This is a genomic window from Pseudomonas sp. NFACC56-3 (assembly GCF_900100025.1).
Lineage (GTDB): Bacteria > Pseudomonadota > Gammaproteobacteria > Pseudomonadales > Pseudomonadaceae > Aquipseudomonas > Aquipseudomonas fluorescens_AA.
On sequence record NZ_FMTK01000020.1, the window covers coordinates 93,185 to 111,227 of the forward strand.

An 18,043-nucleotide genomic window follows, 5' to 3' on the forward strand; every position below is an offset into this window, starting at 1 on the left:
TGGAACGGTTCCGGTGAGTGGATCGGTCAATCGACAGGCGTACTCCGACGCTGCGCAGCGGCCAAGGCGACGTCAAACGAAGAAAAGACCTACAGAGAACTTTGGAGCAGGCCTCTAGGATGAGCCCACGTCAATGTCGACGTATTGAAAAGGAATTCAACATGAACATCATCACCCTCACCCTGCGTTTGCCCGAAGGCTATCAACTCCCGGAAGCCGGCCGTGCCGAAATCAGTGTTCGAAATGCCGCCGGTGCGCAGATCAGCACCAGCGGTGGCCAAGGCTCCAACGTGGCCTCAACGGAGGCCCTCCAGCAGCCTTGGCAATATCGCTTCCAGATCAATTCCGAGATGGCGGGCGTCGGCGAGAAACTCTCGGTAAAGGTGCAGATGTACCAGGGTGGTACCGCTCTTTTCCTTGATACCGAACAGGCCTTCACCTGGGATGGCGGCAATCAACACGTTGACATCCCCCTGAGCCTGGCGCCAGCATCGCTGGCTGAAACTGTTCAAGCGCCCGTGTTCGGTTCCTGAGCCGCAACGTTACGCAGGGATGCTTGGACGCAAATCCGCTAAATGCTCGTTGACGCCTGTGTGTGGCTGGCGTCAACGAGCCAGGTGCTTGCCCTATGAAAAAACTCGCTCTGCTTGCATCCATGGCCTTGCTGGCCGCTTGCCAATCGACAACACCACGCCCTGCGTCCCTCGACGGCGAAGTCTTCTATCTGCAACGCATCGCCCTGCCGCCCAACGCCACCTTGAGCGTTAGCCTGCAGGACGTTTCCCTGGCCGACGCTCCTGCGGTGGTGCTCGATGAACAGAGCGGCCCGATCAAAGGCCAGGTCCCGCTGCCGTTCCACCTCAGTTATGATCCCGCCCAGGTCAAGCCCGGCCATCGTTATGCCGTGAGCGCCCGCATCGAAGTGGACGGCCAGTTGATGTTCATCTCCACCGAACAACACGCCGTGCAACTCGATGGCAAGGATCCGCAGCCGTTGAAGATCCGCGTCAACGCCGCACGCTGATTGCTTTTTCCAACTTTTTTCAAGGACGCCATCATGCTCCGCTCTACCCTCCGTTTCGCCGGCCTGTGCGCGGGCCTGTTGATCTGCGCCAATGCCATGGCCCTGTCCCTGGGCGACCTGTCGCAAAAAGATGCCACGGGTGGCCTCAAGGATGCCTTGACCCAAGGCGCACAGGTGGCGGTCAAGCAACTGGGTACACCCGGCGGCTTCAGCAACAACCCGGATGTGAAAATCGAACTGCCAGGCAAGCTGGGCAAAGTCGCCAGCAAGATGAAGGCCTTCGGCATGGGTGAACAGGTCGATCAACTGGAAACCAGCATGAACCAGGCTGCCGAGGCCGCCGTGGTCCAGGCCCAGCCGATCCTGGTCAATGCCGTGAAGAACATGAGCGTGAGCGATGCCAAGGGCATCTTGAGCGGCGGCAACGACTCGGCCACGCAATACCTGAACAAGAGCAGCCGCGAGCAGATCCGCGCCAAGTTCCTGCCCATCGTCAAGCAAGCCACCGACAAGGTCGGCCTGGCCCAGAAATACAATGCCTTCGCCGGCCAGGCCGCGACGCTCGGCGTGCTGGATGCCAAGAGCGCCAACATCGAGAACTACGTGACCGAACAAGCGCTGGATGGGTTGTTCGAGATGATCGGCAAGCAGGAAGCCACCATTCGCCAGAACCCGGCGGCTGCGGCGACCAGTTTGGCGAAGAAAGTCTTCGGCACCCTCTGAGCCCCAACCCGAACCAACTGTGGGAGCGAGCTTGCTCGCGATGAGCACACTGCCTAGCTGACAAACCACGATCCTGTGGCGAGGGAGCTTGCTCCCGCTCGGTTGCGCAGCAACCGCAAAAGCTTGGGGCCGCTGCGCAGCCCAGCGGGAGCAAGCTCCCTCGCCACAGGTTCGGTGTACACCTGTTGATCAGGTTTTCTTGACCCTGAACCACGCCGCATACAACGCCGGCAGGAACAACAGCGTCAACGCCGTGGCCACGATCAAGCCGCCCATGATCGCCACCGCCATCGGCCCGAAGAACAGGCTGCGTGACAGTGGGATCATCGCCAGCACCGCGGCGAGTGCGGTGAGCACAATCGGGCGGAAGCGGCGCACCGTGGCTTCGATGATCGCCTGCCAGGGCGTCAGGCCAGCCTTGATGTCCTGTTCGATCTGGTCCACCAGGATCACCGAGTTACGCATGATCATCCCCGACAGCGCGATAGTGCCGAGCATGGCGACGAAGCCGAACGGCTGGCGGAACACCAGCAGAAACAGCGTGACGCCGATCAACCCCAGGGGAGCGGTGAGAAACACCATGGCCGTGCGGGAGAAACTGCGCAGTTGCAGCATCAGCAACGTCAGCACCACCACGATGAACAACGGCACACCGGCATTCACCGACTTCTGGCCACGGGCCGAATCCTCCACCGTACCGCCCACCTCCAACAAATAACCATCCGGCAGTTCGGCACGAATCGGCTCCAGGGTCGGGAAGATCTGCTGGACCAGGGTCGCCGGTTGCTCCTTGCCGTAGATATCGGCCCGCACAGTCACGCTCGGCAGGCGATTGCGGTGCCAGATCACACCCTCTTCGAAGCCGTACTCCAGGGTCGCGATCTGCGACAGGGCCACGCTCTGGCCGTTGTCGGTTGGCACCGCCAGGCTCGACAGCAACGACAGCTCGGTGCGTTCATGCACCGTACCGCGCAGCAGGATTTCGATCAGTTCGTTGTCTTCCCGATACTGGCTGACGCTGGAGCCGGTGAGGGAACTGCGCAGGAAACTCGCCAGATCGGTGGTGCTGACGCCCAGGGCCCGGGCGCGGTCCTGGTCGACGTTCAGGTACACCACCTTGCTCGGCTCTTCCCAATCCAGGTGCACATTGACCACGTAGGGGTTTTCGCGAACTTTCGTCGCCACTTTCCGCGCCAAGGCCCGGACTTCTTCGATGTGCTCGCCCGTGACGCGGAACTGCACCGGATAGCCGACCGGCGGGCCGTTTTCCAGGCGCGTGACCCGCGAGCGCAGGGTCGGGAATTGCTCGTTCAGGGTCGCGATCAACCAACTGCGCAAAGGCTCGCGGTCTTCGATGGTCTTGGCCAGCACCACGAACTGGGCAAAGCTGGAAGCCGGCAGTTGTTGATCCAGCGGTAGATAGAAACGCGGTGAACCGGTGCCGACGTAGGCCACGTAGTTGTCGATGCCGGCATGGTCCTTGAGCAGCGCTTCCAGGCGCTTGACCTGTTCGGCGGTATTGCTCAGGGAGGCGCCTTCCTGCAGCTTCAAGTCGACCATCAGCTCCAGCCGCCCCGATGCCGGGAAGAACTGCTGCGGCACGAACCGGAACAACACCACCGAGCCGACGAACAACAGCACGGTCAGCAGGATGACGGTTTTGCGCCGACGCACGCACCATTCCACCATCCGCCGGACGCGCTGATAAAACGGCGTGCCGTAAGGGTCGGTCTGGCCGTCAGTCGTGCCATGTTTGGCCGCATGAATTTTCGCCAGGTCTGGCAGGAGCCTTTCCCCCAGGTACGGCACGAACACCACGGCGGCCACCCAGGACGCCAGCAACGCCAGGGTCACCACCTGGAAAATCGAACGGGTGTATTCGCCAGTGCCCGATTGCGCGGTGGCGATCGGCAAGAAGCCCGCCGCCGTGATCAACGTACCGGTGAGCATCGGAAATGCGGTGCTGGTCCAGGCGAAGCTGGCGGCCTTGATCCGGTCGAAGCCCTGCTCCATCTTGATCGCCATCATCTCCACCGCAATGATCGCGTCGTCCACCAGCAGTCCCAGGGCCAATACCAGCGCGCCGAGGGAAATCTTGTGCAGGCCGATCCCCAGGTAGTACATGGCGGCGAACGTCATCGCCAGCACCAGCGGGATCGCCAGGGCCACCACCATCCCGGTGCGCAACCCCAGGGAGAAGAAACTCACCAGCAACACAATCGTCAGCGCTTCCACCAGCACTTGGACGAACTCTCCGACCCCGGTCTTCACCGCCGCCGGCTGGTCCGAAACCTTGCGCAACTGCATGCCGGCCGGCAGGGTGTTCTGGATACGGGCAAAGTCGGCTTCAAGGGCCTTGCCCAGAATCAGGATATCCCCGCCTTCCTTCATCGCCACGGCCAGGCCGATGGCGTCCTCGCCCATGAAGCGCATGCGTGGCGCTGGCGGGTCGTTGAAACCACGACGCACGTCCGCCAGGTCGCTGATGCGGAACGTACGATCGCCGACCCGGATCGGGAAGTTGCGGATCTCTTCCACCGTCTGGAAATTCCCCGAAACCCGTAGCTGCAAACGCTCGCTGTCCGTTTCGAAGAAACCCGCGGTGGAAACCGTATTCTGCGCCTCAAGCGCCTGCTGGACCGCGGCCAAGGGCAGGCCGAGGGTCGCCAGCTTCACGTTCGACAATTCGATCCAGATCTTTTCATCCTGCAAGCCGAGCAGCTCGACCTTGCCCACGTCCTTGACCCGCTGAAGCTGGAGCTGGATGCGATCGGCGTAGTCCTTGAGCACGGCATAGTCGAAGCCGTCGCCGGTCAGTGCGTAGATATTACCGAAGGTGGTCCCGAATTCGTCGTTGAAGAACGGCCCCTGGATACCCGGCGGCAAGGTGTGGCGGATATCGCCGATCTTCTTGCGCAACTGGTACCACAGCTCGGGGATCTGCGCCGAATGCAGGGAGTCGCGGGCCATGAAGGTCACTTGGGATTCCCCCGGCCGGGAGAACGAGACGATCCTTTCGTAGTCGCCGGTTTCCATCAGCTTCTTTTCGATGCGCTCGGTGACTTGCCGCGAAACTTCTTCGGCCGTGGCGCCTGGCCAGTTGGTGCGGATGACCATGGCCTTGAAGGTGAACGGCGGGTCTTCGCTCTGGCCAAGCTTGGTGTAGGAAAGCGCGCCGACGATGGCCAGCAACAGCATCAGGAACAGTACGATCTGGCGGTTACGCAGCGCCCATTCGGAAAGATTGAAACCCATGCGGATTACTCCTTGGCCGTCAGGTTGACCACGCGGTTGGAGCGATCCACCGGCCGCACCTGCTGGCCGTCGAGGAGCACATGCACGCCGGCAGCCACCACCCAGTCATCGGGGCTGAGGCCTTCCAGCACCGGCACCGTCTTTTCGCCGAAGGCGCCGACCCGCACCGGAACTTTTTTCAAGGTGTTGTTGGCGTTGACTACCCAGACATACGTCGCGCCGTTTTCAGCCGTCAGGGCCGACAAGGGCACCGACAGTGGCACATTGTCGGCGGTCTGGATGAACACCCGCGCGCTCTGGCCCAACTCGGCCGGAACGCTGCCGGCGGTGAAGGCCACGCGGGCGGCGAAGGTACGGGACCTGGGGTCGGCGGCGGGTGACAGTTCGCGAATACGCCCGCTGAAACGCTGGTCGGGCTGGCTCCACAGTTCGACCGAGACCGGCTGGCCGATCTTGAACCGCCCAAACCCCTGTTCCGGCAGACTGATCAGCACCTCACGTTCACCGTCGGTGGCCAGGGTGAAGACGGTTTGCCCGGCCGAGACCACCTGCCCGACTTCCACCGAACGCCGTGCCACCACGCCATCCTGGGGCGCACGCAGCACCGAATAGCTGGCCTGGTTGTTGGCGACATCGAACTCGGCCTTGATCTGCTTGAGCCGCGCGGTGCCGGAGCGATAAAGGTTTTCAGCGTTGTCGTACTGGGAGCGGCTGACCATCTGCCGCTCCATCAAGGTCTTGTAGCGGTCACGCTCGGCGCGGACCAGGTTCAGGTTGGCCTCGGCGGCGGCGACCTGGGCACGGGTCGCTTCCAATTGCAGGCGCACGTCTTCGGGATCGAGCTCGGCCAACGGTTGATTGGCTTTGACCCGCTGCCCCTCTTCCACCAGTCGTCGGCTCACCTTGCCGCCAATGCGAAAGGCCAGGTCCGGCTCGAAACGCGCCCGCACTTCGCCAGGGTAACTGTCCATCGCCTGGGCCGACGGCTCGGGCTTGACCACCATGGCCGGGCGCACGGCGACGGGCACCGGCTCGTCATGACCGCACGCAGACAATAAAAAAACCAGGGTGACTGGCACGGCGAGGGGCAGGGCATAGCGGAACATGGCGAGTGACCTTTCGCTAATGGTGCTTGGAATAATTATACTGGCGAGTATGTTATTAATAGCAAACTCACCAGTCCAGTATTAAAGCGAAGAAATGTCGAACAATCCTTCACCCCCCAGCGGCCCTGGTCGCCCCAAGGACCTGGCCAAGCGCCAGGCCATTCTCGACGCAGCGAAACGCCTGTTCCTGAGCCTGGGTTATGCCAATACCAGCATGGACGCCGTCGCCACCGAGGCCGGGGTTTCTAAACTGACGGTCTATAGCCATTTCAACGACAAGGAGACGCTGTTCTCCGCTGCCGTGATGGCCAAATGCGAAGAGCAAGTGCCATCGCTGTTTTATGAATGGCCCGACGGCGTTCCGGTCGAAGAGGTATTGTTGAACATCGCCCGCGGGTTCAACCAACTGATCAACAGCGACGAATCCCTGAACCTGCATCGGCTGATCATGGCCCTGGGTAGCCAGGACCCGAAGCTGTCGACGATTTTCTACGAAGCAGGCCCACAGCGGATGCTCTCAGGCATGGAGCGCCTGCTGACCAAGGTCAACCAGAGCGGTGCCCTGAGCATCGATAAACCGCGCAATGCCGCCGAGCATTTTTTCTGCCTGATCAAGGGCGCGGCGAATTTCCGGTTATTGTCTGGCTGCGGCGAACCTCAGGAACCGGAAGCGGCCGAGGCTCATGTGCAGGAAGTGGTGGGGTTATTCATGCGGGCTTATCGGCCTTAGCTCGACCGGTAGCCTTTCGCAGGCTGGAAGGGCCTCATCGCGAGCAAGCTCGCTCCCACATTGGATCTGTGGTGTACATCAAACCCTGTGGGAGCGAGCTTGCTCGCGATGCAGGCGACCCGGTCTCAGGGCTTGAGCGCTTTCTTCGGGTAGATGTCGTAGCGACTGGATTTGCCGTCGAGCCCATGGCTCGGCTTCGGCCCTTCGATGCACGGGGCTTTGCGCGGGCGCTTGACCACCACCCGGTGCGTCGCCAGGGCCAGGGCCGCGGCGAGCAGTGCCGGAGCGTCCGGGTCATCGCCCACCAGCGGGCGGAACAGGCGCATTTCCTTTTTCACCAGGGCGGTTTTCTCACGATGAGGGAACATCGGGTCGAGGTAGATCACCTGGGGCGGTTCGCCCTCCCAGTTGCGCATCACCTCGATGGAATTGCCCTTGAGCAAACGCATGCGCGCCACGATCGGCGCCACCTCGAAGTCCTCGGCCCCACGGGCCAGGCCATCCTCCAGCAAGGCGCCAATCAACGGCTGGCGCTCGATCAGGCTCATGTCGCAGCCCAGGCTGGCCAGCACAAACGCATCCTTGCCCAACCCGGCCGTGGCATCCAGCACCCGCGGACGCACACCCTGGGCGATGCCGACCGCCTTGGCGATCATCTGGCCACTGCCGCCGCCGTACAAGCGCCGGTGGGCCGCACCGCCTTCGACGAAGTCCACGCGCACCGGCCCTGGTGCATCCGGGCCCAACTGCTGCAATTGCAAACCCTGCTCACCGACCTGCAAGGCAAACTCGCCATCGTCCACTTGCAAAGACAGGCCAAGCCGCTCGGCCCAGTGTTCGGCCTGCGGTTGGAAGGCCGGGGCCAGGGCCTCGACATGGATGCGGCAGGCCGCGGGTTGCTCACTCATGGAAACATGCTCAAAAAATTAAGGATCGGCAAAAACGGCCGATAACAACGGTGAACGGCATTTTGCCAGAGCTGAGCGTCGACCGAGAAAAATGTCAGACATTCAATCCACATCGATAGGCGTTATCTCCCCTTACGGCGATTACAGCCTGCGTAACACCCAAGCGCTGAGCGGCGTCAGTCACCTGTGGCAGGATTTTTTTGCCCGGGCCCTGGCCGATCAACTGGGTGATAACGCACCGGCGCCTGGCAGCTACCAGCCAGTGCCCCTCGATGAGGCCGTTGAACCGACCCTCGGCGCCGAGCTGCTGGCGCACATCGTCAGCCAGCGCACCTGTGAAGTGACCGAAACCCCGGTCAAGCCGCCTGAACCGCTGTTCCTGCCCATCGCCGAATTCGAACTCGACCTGCTGGACAAGCCCTTCCCACCCTTCCCGCCGGAAGAAATCGCCGCCCAGCAAAAACAGCAGACCTTCGAAAGCAACTGGGTTCGCCCACTCGTCCTCGCCAACGGCCAACCGCTGCCAGAGCCAGGCCCGGCACCACAACCGCGCCCATTGCACTTGCCGATCGCCGAGTTCGAACTCGACCTGCTGGACAAACCGTTCCCACCCTTCCCGGAAGAAGAGCTCGTGGCACAGCAGAAACAACTGGACTTCGACACCCGCTGGGCGCGTCCTATCGTGCTGCAGAACCTGCGCATCGCCGCCTGAATCAGCGACAGATCCACCATGGCCCCACGTCCAGATGAAAATGGTTGCGGTGCGCCGCGTTGTAATCCGGGCTCAAGACCACACTGAACATATCGCAGGCGCTATCCCGTGCCTGCCGCAGAAAACGCGCATCGGCATTGTCCTTGGGCCAGTCCCTGAGCACGCTGATCGTGCGCCCATCGGCCAGGCGAAACCCGGCGATGTCCAACGCACTGGCGGTGGCGTGCTGGCTACGCGCACCGCTCTCACGACCGTACATGTTGCGGCAGGCGAAACTGCCAAGGTGATCGACCCGCGTCACTCTCTGTCCGTAGGCCGCCACCGCCGCCGGCTGCAATCCATGGCGCTCGAACAGCGCGAACGCCACCGCCAGCGGGCAACTGGCGAGGAAACTGCTGCTCAGCGCCACCTCACCGCCCTGCACCCTCAACACATTGGTCAACGGGCACGACGTATTGGCGCCACTGTCGGCCTGGCGCGCGGTGCGCAGCCCCGAAGTGGCGAGGGCCTGGTCACACAGCTGCGGGTCGTTGCGCAGGGCCATGAGCTTGTAGCGGGTCAGCAGATTGGGCGCCAGGTTGACGTCCAGGGGCGCCCAGGGGTTCCACTGTGGCGGCAGCGACAGCCAGCCGCGCCATACCGCCAGCACGGCAACGCCAACGAGCAGTGCCACGATCGCAAGAGCTTTCAAAAACCGCACGACAATGCCTCGGGCATCAACCCTTGAATAATTGGTTGGCCTGCTTGAACGGCATCGAGCGGCGCGTGAAGGTGAACGTGCCCTGTTGCTGGATTTCCTCGGCGGCGCGGAAGAACTCGCCATACGCGGCCAGGGCCAGCGCCGACCCGACGCTGATGCGCTTGACGCCCAACTCGCTCAACTGCGCGACAGTCAGGTCCAGCGCCCCGGACATCAGCACATTCACCGGTTTCGGCGCCACGGCCTGCACTACCGCGAGCACTTGCTTGGCGCTGCTCAGCCCCGGGGCGTACAGCACGTCGGCCCCCGCGTCCGCGAAAGCCTTCAGGCGGCGAAGGGTGTCATCCAGATCCAGATTGCCGTGCAGGAAGTTTTCCGCCCGGGCCGTCAGCAGGAAGGGATACGGCAAGCTGCGCACGGCCTCGGCGGCGGCCTTGACCCGCGCCACGGCGTGGTCGAAGCAATAGATCGGGCTGTCTTCGCGCCCCGTGGCATCCTCGATCGAACCGCCCACCGCACCGGCCTGCGCCGCACGGAGCAGGTTACGGGCGCAGTCCTCGGGGGCATCGGCAAAACCGTTCTCCAGGTCGACGGCCACCGGCAGGTCAGTGGCCGCCACAATCGCCCGTACGTTAGCCAGCGTGTCCTCCAGGCCCAGCGCGCCATCGGGTCGGCCCAAGGAAAAGGCATGACCGGCACTGGTGGTCGCCAAGGCTTCGAAGCCGAGGCTGGCCAGCATCTTGGCCGAACCGGCATCCCACGGGTTGGGAATGACAAAGGCCCCTTCGCGTTCGTGCAAGGCCTTGAACGCCTGGGCTCGACGAGTTTGCGCATCCATGTAGTTCGCTCCTGAGCAGAGAAGGAGTGGGCCTCAGAGCAAACCCAGTTGCTCGGCGGCGGGCTCTCTATATAGCGCAGGCAGGGCCGGCAAGCCAGGCAGTCGACTCATCAAACGCTCGTGAAAGCGTTGCGCGAGCCGGGCCGCCAGCCGGTTGTCGGCAGTGTGCAGGAAGATATAGGGCGTGCGTCCCTCTTCGATCCAACTGGCGATTTTCTCCACCCAGGGCGTCAGGAACGGCTCGTTGGCTTCCAGCACCGGATGGCCGATGAAGCGCACTTGCGGACATTGGGTGAACGCCGCCGGCCGGGGCGGCACGCGGGGCTTTTTCGATTGCGCGTGAAGCACGGCGGGATCAAGGGAGGTGCAACTGAACAAGGCCCGGGGATCGAGGCAGATGCGTTCGACGCCGCGATCGAGCAACAGACGATTGAGGCGTCGCTCGGCGTCGCCCTTGGCAAAGAACTCATCGTGACGGACTTCCACGGCCAAGGGGCGCTGCAAGGCGTCGATGAACCCCGCCAGTTCCGCTAACCGATTCGGGGTGAAGGCCTTGGACAGTTGCAGCCAGTACGGCGCGACGCGCTCGCCCAATGGGCTGAGCAGTTGCAGGAAGGTTTCGGTGGCCGTCAGGCGCTCGCGCAAGTCGCCATTGTGGCTGATGTCACCGGGAAACTTGGCGGTGAAACGAAAGTGTTCGGGCATGATGTCGGCCCAGCGCTGGACCGTGGCCGCAGACGGGCTGGCATAGAAGGTCGTATTGCCTTCCACGGCATTGAACACTTGGGAATAGAGATCGAGAAAGTCGGTGCTTTTGGCGTCCTGGGGATAGAGGTAATCGCGCCAGGCGTTTTCGCTCCAGGACGGACAGCCCAGGTAGTAAGGCAAGACCATCAGATGTAGAGATCGAGTCCCAGCACTTCCATATCCCAATCGACGAAACCGGCGGTGCTCAGGTAGCTCGCCAGGGCCGTGGCGACACTGCGGCTCATCGCACGGTGATAAATCATGTCTTGCTGACGGGCGGGAAGATTGCTCAGGCGTTGCGCGGAAGCTTTGGCGGCACGGGCGGCCAATTGTTCCTCGGACGGAAATTCCAGGTCACCGTCGATGTCATCGAAGTTTTCCGGCTCAGTGGCTTTACCCGCACGAGGCCGACGCTTGATGGGGTAGGACTGGGATGAAACGCCGTCTATACGCATAACAGAATGCTCGGTATCAATGATGGCAATTTAGCGGCACTTTCGCAGCCGCGCAAATGCGCAAGTGATAACTAGAACACATAAAGTCAAAAAGGTTTAAAAACAGGCCGAAAAAGTGACGACTGGCAATACCGGGTGTGACTTTTGGAGGTGCAAATGACTTTGTGGCGAGGGAGCTTGAATACCCGTCGCTGTCGAGTTACCGCTCGGACTTGGGTGTTGCAACCTTGTCTCGCAGGTACACCGGCTGCGCATCATCGGCTGGAATGGCTTCGCCGCGTGCCCAGGCGAAACGGGCCAGGGCCAGCAGGTCTTCGGCGTGAGGCAACAGGGTGGCGTCCTGGCCGGTCAGGCTGACCGCGATGCGCTCGCCGTAACCCCAACCTGTGCCGGCGCCAAACCAGTCACCGTCAGCCCCGCTTGGCAACGCCGCGGCCTCAGGTGGCAATACCGCCTCAGAACCGACCAGGCGCATCTCGCCGTCGGTTTCGCAGTAGCAGCCCCAGTACACCTCGTCCATACGCGCATCAATGGCCGCCGCCACCTGGCGGGCGCCGTGCTCACGCATTGCCCGCTGGGCCAGTACCGCCAGGTTCGAGACTGGCAACACCGGCCGCTCCAGGGCAAAGGCCAGCCCCTGCACCACACCGATGGCGATGCGCACGCCAGTAAAAGCCCCTGGCCCGCGACCGAAAGCAATCGCGTCCACCGCCTGCAAGGTCGTCCCGGCATCGCTCAACAGTCGCTGGATCATCGGCAACAGTTTCTGCGCATGCAGGCGCGGGATCACCTCGTAATGGCTCGTGACCTTGCCGTTGTGCAGCAAGGCAACGGAGCAAGCTTCAGTCGCGGTGTCCAGGGCCAGCAAGGTGCTCATCGATGTGTCCGTAAATCAGGTGGAAAAAAGTGCGCCAGTATAAACAACTACGGCCCGCAAGCGGGCCGTAGTTGTTGCAGCTAATCAGACTTTTCAGCTCAAGGCTGCAAGCACCTTGGCCGTGATCGCTTCAACCGAACCGACGCCTTCGATGTGGCTGTACTTCGGCTTGCCATTGGCAGCCGACAGTTTCTGGTAGAAATTCACCAGCGGCTTGGTCTGGGAATGGTAGACCGACAGGCGATGACGCACGGTTTCTTCGGTGTCGTCCTTGCGTTGCACCAGGTCTTCACCTGTCACATCGTCCTTGCCTTCGGTTTTCGGCGGATTGTAGACGGTGTGATAAACGCGACCGGAAGGCTCATGAACGCGTCGACCGGCAATGCGCTGGACGATTTCCTCGTCTTCGACGGCAATTTCAACCACCGCATCCAGCTCGACGCCAGCCGTCACCAGGGCTTCAGCCTGGGGAATGGTGCGCGGGAAGCCATCGAACAGGAAGCCATTGGCGCAGTCGGGTTGAGCGATGCGATCCTTGACCAGGGCGATGATCAGGTCATCCGACACCAGGCCGCCGGCATCCATGATGCTCTTGGCTTGAACGCCCAGTGGAGTGCCCGCCTTGACCGCGGCACGCAGCATGTCGCCAGTGGAGATTTGCGGGATACCGAATTTTTCGGTGATGAACTTTGCCTGAGTACCTTTACCGGCCCCGGGAGCTCCCAGCAGAATGACGCGCATCGATGTGCTCCTCAATTTTTTTATGTAAAACGCTCGGATTCGCCTCGTGGGGCCAATCTTCGAAAAACAGGATCGTGACCGCCCAAACGGCCAAAGGCTGATCAAGATACACAGCAGGCCCGACCCACACAAGCCGCCGAAAGTCGGAGGAACCCGCGCCCGATACGACCTTCGGAGGGGGTGGCGAGCGTCGCAACCGAACAACAAACTGTCGCCTGCTCGACCTGCCCCCTTCCCCTGCAGGCAACGCCCGGCAACGCCGGACGAGCCGTTTCGGTGCGCTGCCTGATGTTAGCCGGTATTACGCAAACCGGCGGCGATCCCCGCCACAGACACCAGCAACGCCTGTTCCACGGGGCTGCCCTGGGCCACGTCCTGCTGCCGCGAACGCGCCAACAGTTCGGCCTGCAACAGGTGCAACGGGTCGAGGTAGGTGTTGCGCAGGCGAATGAATTCCAGTGTGGCTGGGCTATGTGCCAGTAGCTGCGACTGACCGGTCAAGCCAAGGACCACCGAGCAGGCCTGCGACAATAGGTCGCGTAAGTGCGCACCCAAAGGCAGCAGCCCAGGTTCCACTAAACGCTCGTCGTAAGAGCGCGCGATATCGGCGTCGGCCTTGGCCAGCACCATCTCCAGCATATCGATGCGGGTCCGGAAGAACGGCCATTGCTCGCGCATCTGCCCCAGCAACTCACCTTCGCCGCGCTCCAGGGCCTTGCTCAGCGCGGTTTCCCAGCCGAGCCAGGCCGGCAGCATCAGGCGGGTCTGGGTCCAGCCGAAGATCCACGGGATCGCCCGCAGACTTTCGATACCGCCGGCCCGACGCTTGGCCGGACGACTGCCGAGAGGCAGGCGCCCGAGTTCCTGCTCGGGGGTGGACTGGCGGAAGTACTCGACGAATTGCGGGTTCTCCCGCACCACGGCGCGATAGGCACTGACGCCATCGGCCGCCAGTTCATCCATCAAGTCTCGCCACTGCGGCGTGGGTGGCGGCGGTGGCAGCAACGTCGCTTCAAGCACTGCGGCGAGGTAAAGATTGAGGTTCTGCTCGGCGATGTCCGGCAGGCCGAATTTGAAACGAATCATTTCGCCTTGCTCGGTGGTGCGAAAACGCCCGGCCACCGAACCGGGTGGCTGGGACAGGATCGCCGCGTGCGCCGGACCGCCGCCACGGCCCACGGTGCCGCCACGCCCGTGGAACAACAGCAGTTCGACTTGCTGCTCGCGGCAGATGTCCACCAGCCGCTCCTGGGCCCGATACTGTGCCCAGGCCGCCGCCGTGGTTCCGGCATCCTTGGCCGAGTCGGAGTAGCCGATCATCACCTCCTGAGGACCTTGCAGCCGTGAGCGATAGCCGGGCAGCAGCAACAGCCGCTCGATCACCGGCCCGGCGTTGTCCAGGTCGGCCAGGGTTTCGAACAGCGGGACCACCCGCATCGGCCGCAACACGCCAGCGTCCTTCAACAACAATTGCACGGCGAGGACATCGGAAGCCGCGCCGGCCATGGAGATCACATAGGAACCCAGGGACGCCGCTGGCGCCGCAGCCACTTCCCGGCATGTCGCCAACACTTCCGCCGTGTCGGCCGAGGGCTTGAAATGGGCCGGCAGCAGCGGGCGCCGGTTATTCAGTTCCTCGAGCAGGAAGCCGATGCGCTGCTCCTCGTTCCAATCCTCATAGCGACCCAGGCCCAGGTAGTCGGTTATTTCCGTCATGGCGGCACTATGGCGCGTCGAGTCCTGGCGCACATCGAGGCGCACCAGGAACAAGCCGAAGGTCACCGCCCGGCGCAGGCAATCGAGCAACGGCCCGTCGGCAATCACGCCCATGCCGCACTCGTGCAAGGAGTGGTAGCACAGCTCCAAGGGGTCCAACAGTTCGCGGTTGTGCTGCAACACCTCGGCACCGGGTGGCGTGGCGGCACTCAAGGAGGCGTGGGCCCAGTTGCGGGTGGCGCGCAGGCGTTCGCGCAGTTGCTTGAGCACGGCGCGATACGGTTCGGCGCTGTCGCCGGCCTGGGCACGCAAGGCCTCACTGGCGTTTTGCATGGACAGCTCGGCCGCCAGTTGGTCGACATCACGCAGGTACAGGTCGGCCGCCATCCACCGCGCCAGCAACAGCACCTCGCGGGTCACGGCGGCAGTCACATTCGGGTTACCGTCACGGTCGCCGCCCATCCACGAGGCAAAGCGGATCGGTGCGGCCTCCAGCGGCAGACGCAAGCCGGTGGCGGCATGCAGGGCCTGATCGGCCTTGCGCAGGTAATTGGGGATAGCGTGCCACAGCGAATGCTCGATCACCGCGAACCCCCACTTGGCTTCGTCCACCGGGGTCGGCCGGGTGCGGCGGATCTCTTCGGTGTGCCAGGCTTCGGCGATCAAGCGTTGCAGCCGTTCGTGAATCTGCGCGCGCTCGGCGCTGGTCAGGTCGCGGTGATCCTGGGCGGCCAGTTGCGCGGCGATGGCGTCGTATTTCTGGATCAGCGTGCGGCGAGCCACTTCCGTGGGGTGGGCTGTGAGGACCAGTTCGATCTCCAGGCGCCCCAACTGCCGGGCCAGGGCCTCGGCGCCATGGCCCTCGGCCCGCAACCGGGCGAGCAGCTCGGGCAGGACCCGTGCTTCGAAGGGCGCCGGTTGCGACTCGTCGCGACGGTGGATCAGTTGGTACTGTTCGGCAATGTTGGCGAGGTTGAGAAACTGGTTGAACGCTCGCGCCACCGGCAGCAATTCATCCTCGCTCAGTTGGTTGAGGCTGGCGCTGAGTTCGGCGTCCACGGAGCCGCGTCGATCAGCTTTGGCCCCCTTGCGGATCTGCTCGATCTTGTCGAGAAACGTGTCCCCGTACTGTTCGCGGATGGTATTGCCCAGCAGTTCGCCGAGCAGGTGGACATCCTCGCGCAAGCGGGCATCGATATCGGTCATCAGCATTTCTCCAGCAAAAAAGTCCGGACAGCTCTTGGCTTAGAGAGTGCCGATGCCCGCCGCTTATGACAAGCGACGAAGGGACTTTAAACCTTGTCCAACAAAGCTAGTCTCATGAGTAAGCCACACAACGGCTTGTCACTCACCGCGCCTGCCACGAGCAGACTGATTGAGGTCATCATGAAAATTCGTGAGCTTGCCCAGCATTGGGAAGAGAACGCCAAGGGTCGCCTGACCCAGACTGGCTACACGATCCATCTGGACGTGGAAGCCGCCGCACGCCTGGCGGCGATTTGCGACATGTACCCCAAGCGCCAGCCCGAGGAACTGCTGGGCGAACTGATCGGGGCGGCGCTGGAAGAACTGGAAGCGAGCTTCCCCTACATCAAGGGTTCGCAGGTGGTGGCCACCGATGAAGAAGGTGACCCGCTGTACGAAGATGTGGGCCCGACCCCGCGATTCCTGGCGTTGTCCCGTCGGCATCTGCACGAACTTTCCTCGCAGAACGACAAATCCAAACACTGATTTCCCAACGGCGCAAAGCGTTGTAGGCGCTGCCGAAGGCTGCGGGCTTTTGATCTTTCGCTTGAGACTCAAGCGGCAAGGGAAAGATCGCAGCCTCGCTTCGCTCGGCAGCTCCTACACGCGCGCCCTCCAAAAAACGCACGTTTCCCTACGCCGGGAATACCGCTGCGCGCCCTGAAAGTTCAGCTTTTCTGTCGCTGACCGATCAGTCAGTCATTCCTTTTGGCGAATGGCCATCCTCGCTGAACTTTTGAAAAACGCCTCGGGTCACACCGAGTAACCATACTGGAACGGTTGTTTAAATAAACGCGCCTTGGCGCCAACGCCTAGCCAGACGTCACGGTTTCGGTCCCAGCATGGATTTGTCGTTTTTTCAGGAGTTTTCCAATGGAGTTGAAGCCTATGAATACCTGCACTGCCAAACCCTCATCCACTGGCCTGCACGGCTTGAAGCTGGCTGCCCTGGCGATCGGTAGCAGCTTCATTCTCGCCGGTTGCGCCGGTAATCCACCGTCTGAGCAGTACGCGGTGACCCAATCGGCGGTCAACAGCGCGGTCAGCGCCGGCGGCACCGAATTCGCCGCTGTGGAAATGAAATCGGCCCAGGACAAACTGAAGCAAGCCGAAATCGCCATGCATGACAAGAAGTACGACGAAGCCAAGCGACTGGCCGAACAGGCCGAGTGGGATGCCCGCGTCGCCGAGCGCAAGGCCCAGGCCGCCAAGGCCGAACAAGCACTCAAGGATTCTCAGAAAGGGGTTCAGGAACTGCGTCAGGAAGGCATGAACAAGCTTCAGTAATCCGTTCACGCCACGACGTACTTCTCATTGATAAAAGGACGACAGACTATGATGCACAAACACTTGATGATGCCCGCCCTGCTCGCAGCCTGCGTAGCCCTGGCCGCTTGCTCCCATGACCCGAACGTGAACCTGGAACAGGCGCGGACCAACTTCAACGGCCTGCAGGCCGACCCGGCGGCGACCAAAGTGGCGGCCCTGGAAACCAAAGACGCGGCGGACTTCCTGGCCAAGGCCGACAAGGCCTACCTGGACAAGGAAGACGAAGCCAAGGTCGATCAGTTGGCCTACCTGACCAATCAGCGCGTCGAAGTGGCCAAGCAGACCATCGCCCTGCGCAACGCCGAAGCCGAGCTGAAAAACGCCGGCGACGAACGCGCCCGTGCACTGCTCGACGCTCGCAACGCGCAGATCAAGCAACTGCAGGACAGCCTGAACGCCAAGCAGACCGAACGCGGCACCCTGGTGACCTTCGGCGACGTGCTGTTCGCCACCAACAAGTCCGACCTGCGCGCCAGCGGCATAACGAACGTGAACAAACTGGCGCAGTTCCTCCAGGAAAACCCGGACCGCAAGGTGATCATCGAAGGCTACACCGACAGCACCGGTTCGGATTCCTACAACCAGTCGCTGTCGGAACGCCGCGCGAGCTCCGTGCGCACCGAGCTGGTGAAGATGGGCGTCGACCCAGCCCGTATCGTGACTCAGGGCTACGGCAAGGAATTCCCGGTGGCTGACAACACCAGCGTCTCGGGCCGCGCCATGAACCGTCGCGTGGAAGTGACCATCTCCAACGACAACCAGCCAGTGGCTCCGCGCTCGACCATGAGCGCCAACTGATCGGCTGAGAGCAACAAAAAAGCCCCGCCTGACTTCAATCAGGCGGGGCTTTTTAATGGCTTATTCCCCTGTGGGAGCGGGCTTGCTCGCGAAGGCGGTGTGTCAGTCACTGTAGTAGGTAGCTGACCCGACGCCTTCG

18 protein-coding genes are annotated in these 18,043 nt (G+C 62.4%); 8 read left to right on the top strand and 10 right to left on the bottom strand.

What is annotated here, in order from left to right:
* Positions 1–161: 161 nt before the first annotated feature.
* The 3 genes from BLO80_RS22780 to BLO80_RS22790 all read left to right on the top strand — a co-directional run bounded on the left by BLO80_RS22780 (position 162) and on the right by BLO80_RS22790 (position 1,747).
* Complete coding sequence (locus BLO80_RS22780) at positions 162–533, top strand: hypothetical protein (protein WP_092330706.1); 372 nt, start codon at positions 162–164, stop codon at positions 531–533.
* Positions 534–628: 95 nt separating this feature from the next.
* Positions 629–1,024, top strand: coding sequence for a YbaY family lipoprotein (locus BLO80_RS22785; RefSeq protein WP_092330710.1), 396 nt, complete (start codon positions 629–631; stop codon positions 1,022–1,024).
* A 33-nt stretch (positions 1,025–1,057) separates the two neighbouring features.
* Positions 1,058–1,747 carry a DUF4197 domain-containing protein gene (locus BLO80_RS22790; RefSeq protein WP_092330713.1) on the top strand — a complete coding sequence of 230 codons (690 nt, stop codon included), beginning with the start codon at positions 1,058–1,060 and terminating at the stop codon, positions 1,745–1,747.
* Between the two features lie 189 nt (positions 1,748–1,936).
* Here the strand turns inward: BLO80_RS22790 and BLO80_RS22795 are convergent, their stop codons facing one another.
* Entirely contained in the window at positions 1,937–5,002 is a 3,066-nt protein-coding gene (locus BLO80_RS22795) for an efflux RND transporter permease subunit (protein ID WP_092330715.1), read from the bottom strand.
* Positions 5,003–5,007: 5 nt separating this feature from the next.
* Positions 5,008–6,108: an efflux RND transporter periplasmic adaptor subunit gene (locus tag BLO80_RS22800; protein ID WP_092330718.1), complete on the bottom strand. Its 1,101-nt coding sequence runs from the start codon at positions 6,106–6,108 to the stop codon at positions 5,008–5,010.
* Between the two features lie 94 nt (positions 6,109–6,202).
* Between BLO80_RS22800 and BLO80_RS22805 the strand changes: the two genes are divergently transcribed.
* Entirely contained in the window at positions 6,203–6,838 is a 636-nt protein-coding gene (locus tag BLO80_RS22805; RefSeq protein ID WP_092330720.1) for a TetR/AcrR family transcriptional regulator, read from the top strand.
* Between the two features lie 125 nt (positions 6,839–6,963).
* Here BLO80_RS22805 and BLO80_RS22810 read toward each other — a convergent pair whose 3' ends face one another.
* A complete protein-coding gene (locus BLO80_RS22810; RefSeq protein WP_092330723.1) occupies positions 6,964–7,746 on the bottom strand; it encodes a class I SAM-dependent methyltransferase in 783 nt (260 codons plus the stop codon).
* 91 nt (positions 7,747–7,837) lie between these two features.
* Between BLO80_RS22810 and BLO80_RS22815 the strand changes: the two genes are divergently transcribed.
* Positions 7,838–8,458: an energy transducer TonB gene (locus BLO80_RS22815; RefSeq protein WP_092330726.1), complete on the top strand. Its 621-nt coding sequence runs from the start codon at positions 7,838–7,840 to the stop codon at positions 8,456–8,458.
* Between the two features lies 1 nt (position 8,459).
* On the opposite strand, the gene BLO80_RS22820 is transcribed toward BLO80_RS22815, so the two are convergent.
* The 7 genes from BLO80_RS22820 to ppc all read right to left on the bottom strand — a co-directional run bounded on the left by BLO80_RS22820 (position 8,460) and on the right by ppc (position 15,738).
* On the bottom strand, positions 8,460–9,158 hold the full coding sequence (locus tag BLO80_RS22820; RefSeq protein ID WP_092330728.1) for an extensin-like domain-containing protein: 699 nt from the start codon (positions 9,156–9,158) through the stop codon (positions 8,460–8,462).
* A 16-nt stretch (positions 9,159–9,174) separates the two neighbouring features.
* Entirely contained in the window at positions 9,175–9,996 is an 822-nt protein-coding gene (locus BLO80_RS22825; RefSeq protein ID WP_092330731.1) for an isocitrate lyase/PEP mutase family protein, read from the bottom strand.
* A 33-nt stretch (positions 9,997–10,029) separates the two neighbouring features.
* The gene (locus BLO80_RS22830; RefSeq protein ID WP_092330733.1) at positions 10,030–10,890 is read right to left on the bottom strand and encodes a DUF72 domain-containing protein; all 861 of its coding nucleotides are present in this window, start codon (positions 10,888–10,890) and stop codon (positions 10,030–10,032) included.
* Positions 10,890–11,198, bottom strand: a complete 309-nt coding sequence (locus BLO80_RS22835; protein ID WP_092330736.1) for a hypothetical protein — start codon at positions 11,196–11,198, stop codon at positions 10,890–10,892. Before BLO80_RS22835 ends, BLO80_RS22830 begins: the two co-directional genes overlap by 1 nt.
* A gap of 199 nt (positions 11,199–11,397) precedes the next feature.
* A complete protein-coding gene (gene tsaB, locus BLO80_RS22840) occupies positions 11,398–12,075 on the bottom strand; it encodes a tRNA (adenosine(37)-N6)-threonylcarbamoyltransferase complex dimerization subunit type 1 TsaB (RefSeq protein WP_092330739.1) in 678 nt (225 codons plus the stop codon).
* 93 nt (positions 12,076–12,168) lie between these two features.
* Positions 12,169–12,816, bottom strand: a complete 648-nt coding sequence (gene adk, locus BLO80_RS22845; RefSeq protein ID WP_092165800.1) for an adenylate kinase — start codon at positions 12,814–12,816, stop codon at positions 12,169–12,171.
* Between the two features lie 291 nt (positions 12,817–13,107).
* A complete protein-coding gene (gene ppc / locus BLO80_RS22850; RefSeq protein WP_092330741.1) occupies positions 13,108–15,738 on the bottom strand; it encodes a phosphoenolpyruvate carboxylase in 2,631 nt (876 codons plus the stop codon).
* Positions 15,739–15,918: 180 nt separating this feature from the next.
* Here ppc and BLO80_RS22855 point away from each other — a divergent pair, with 180 nt between their 5' ends.
* From BLO80_RS22855 to BLO80_RS22865, 3 genes are all read left to right on the top strand, one after another.
* A complete protein-coding gene (locus tag BLO80_RS22855; RefSeq protein WP_003198166.1) occupies positions 15,919–16,263 on the top strand; it encodes a hypothetical protein in 345 nt (114 codons plus the stop codon).
* Positions 16,264–16,650: 387 nt separating this feature from the next.
* On the top strand, positions 16,651–17,064 hold the full coding sequence (locus BLO80_RS22860) for a DUF4398 domain-containing protein (protein WP_092330744.1): 414 nt from the start codon (positions 16,651–16,653) through the stop codon (positions 17,062–17,064).
* A gap of 51 nt (positions 17,065–17,115) precedes the next feature.
* Positions 17,116–17,904, top strand: coding sequence for a lipotoxin F family OmpA-related lipoprotein LptF (locus BLO80_RS22865; protein WP_092330779.1), 789 nt, complete (start codon positions 17,116–17,118; stop codon positions 17,902–17,904).
* Positions 17,905–18,043 lie beyond the last annotated feature (139 nt).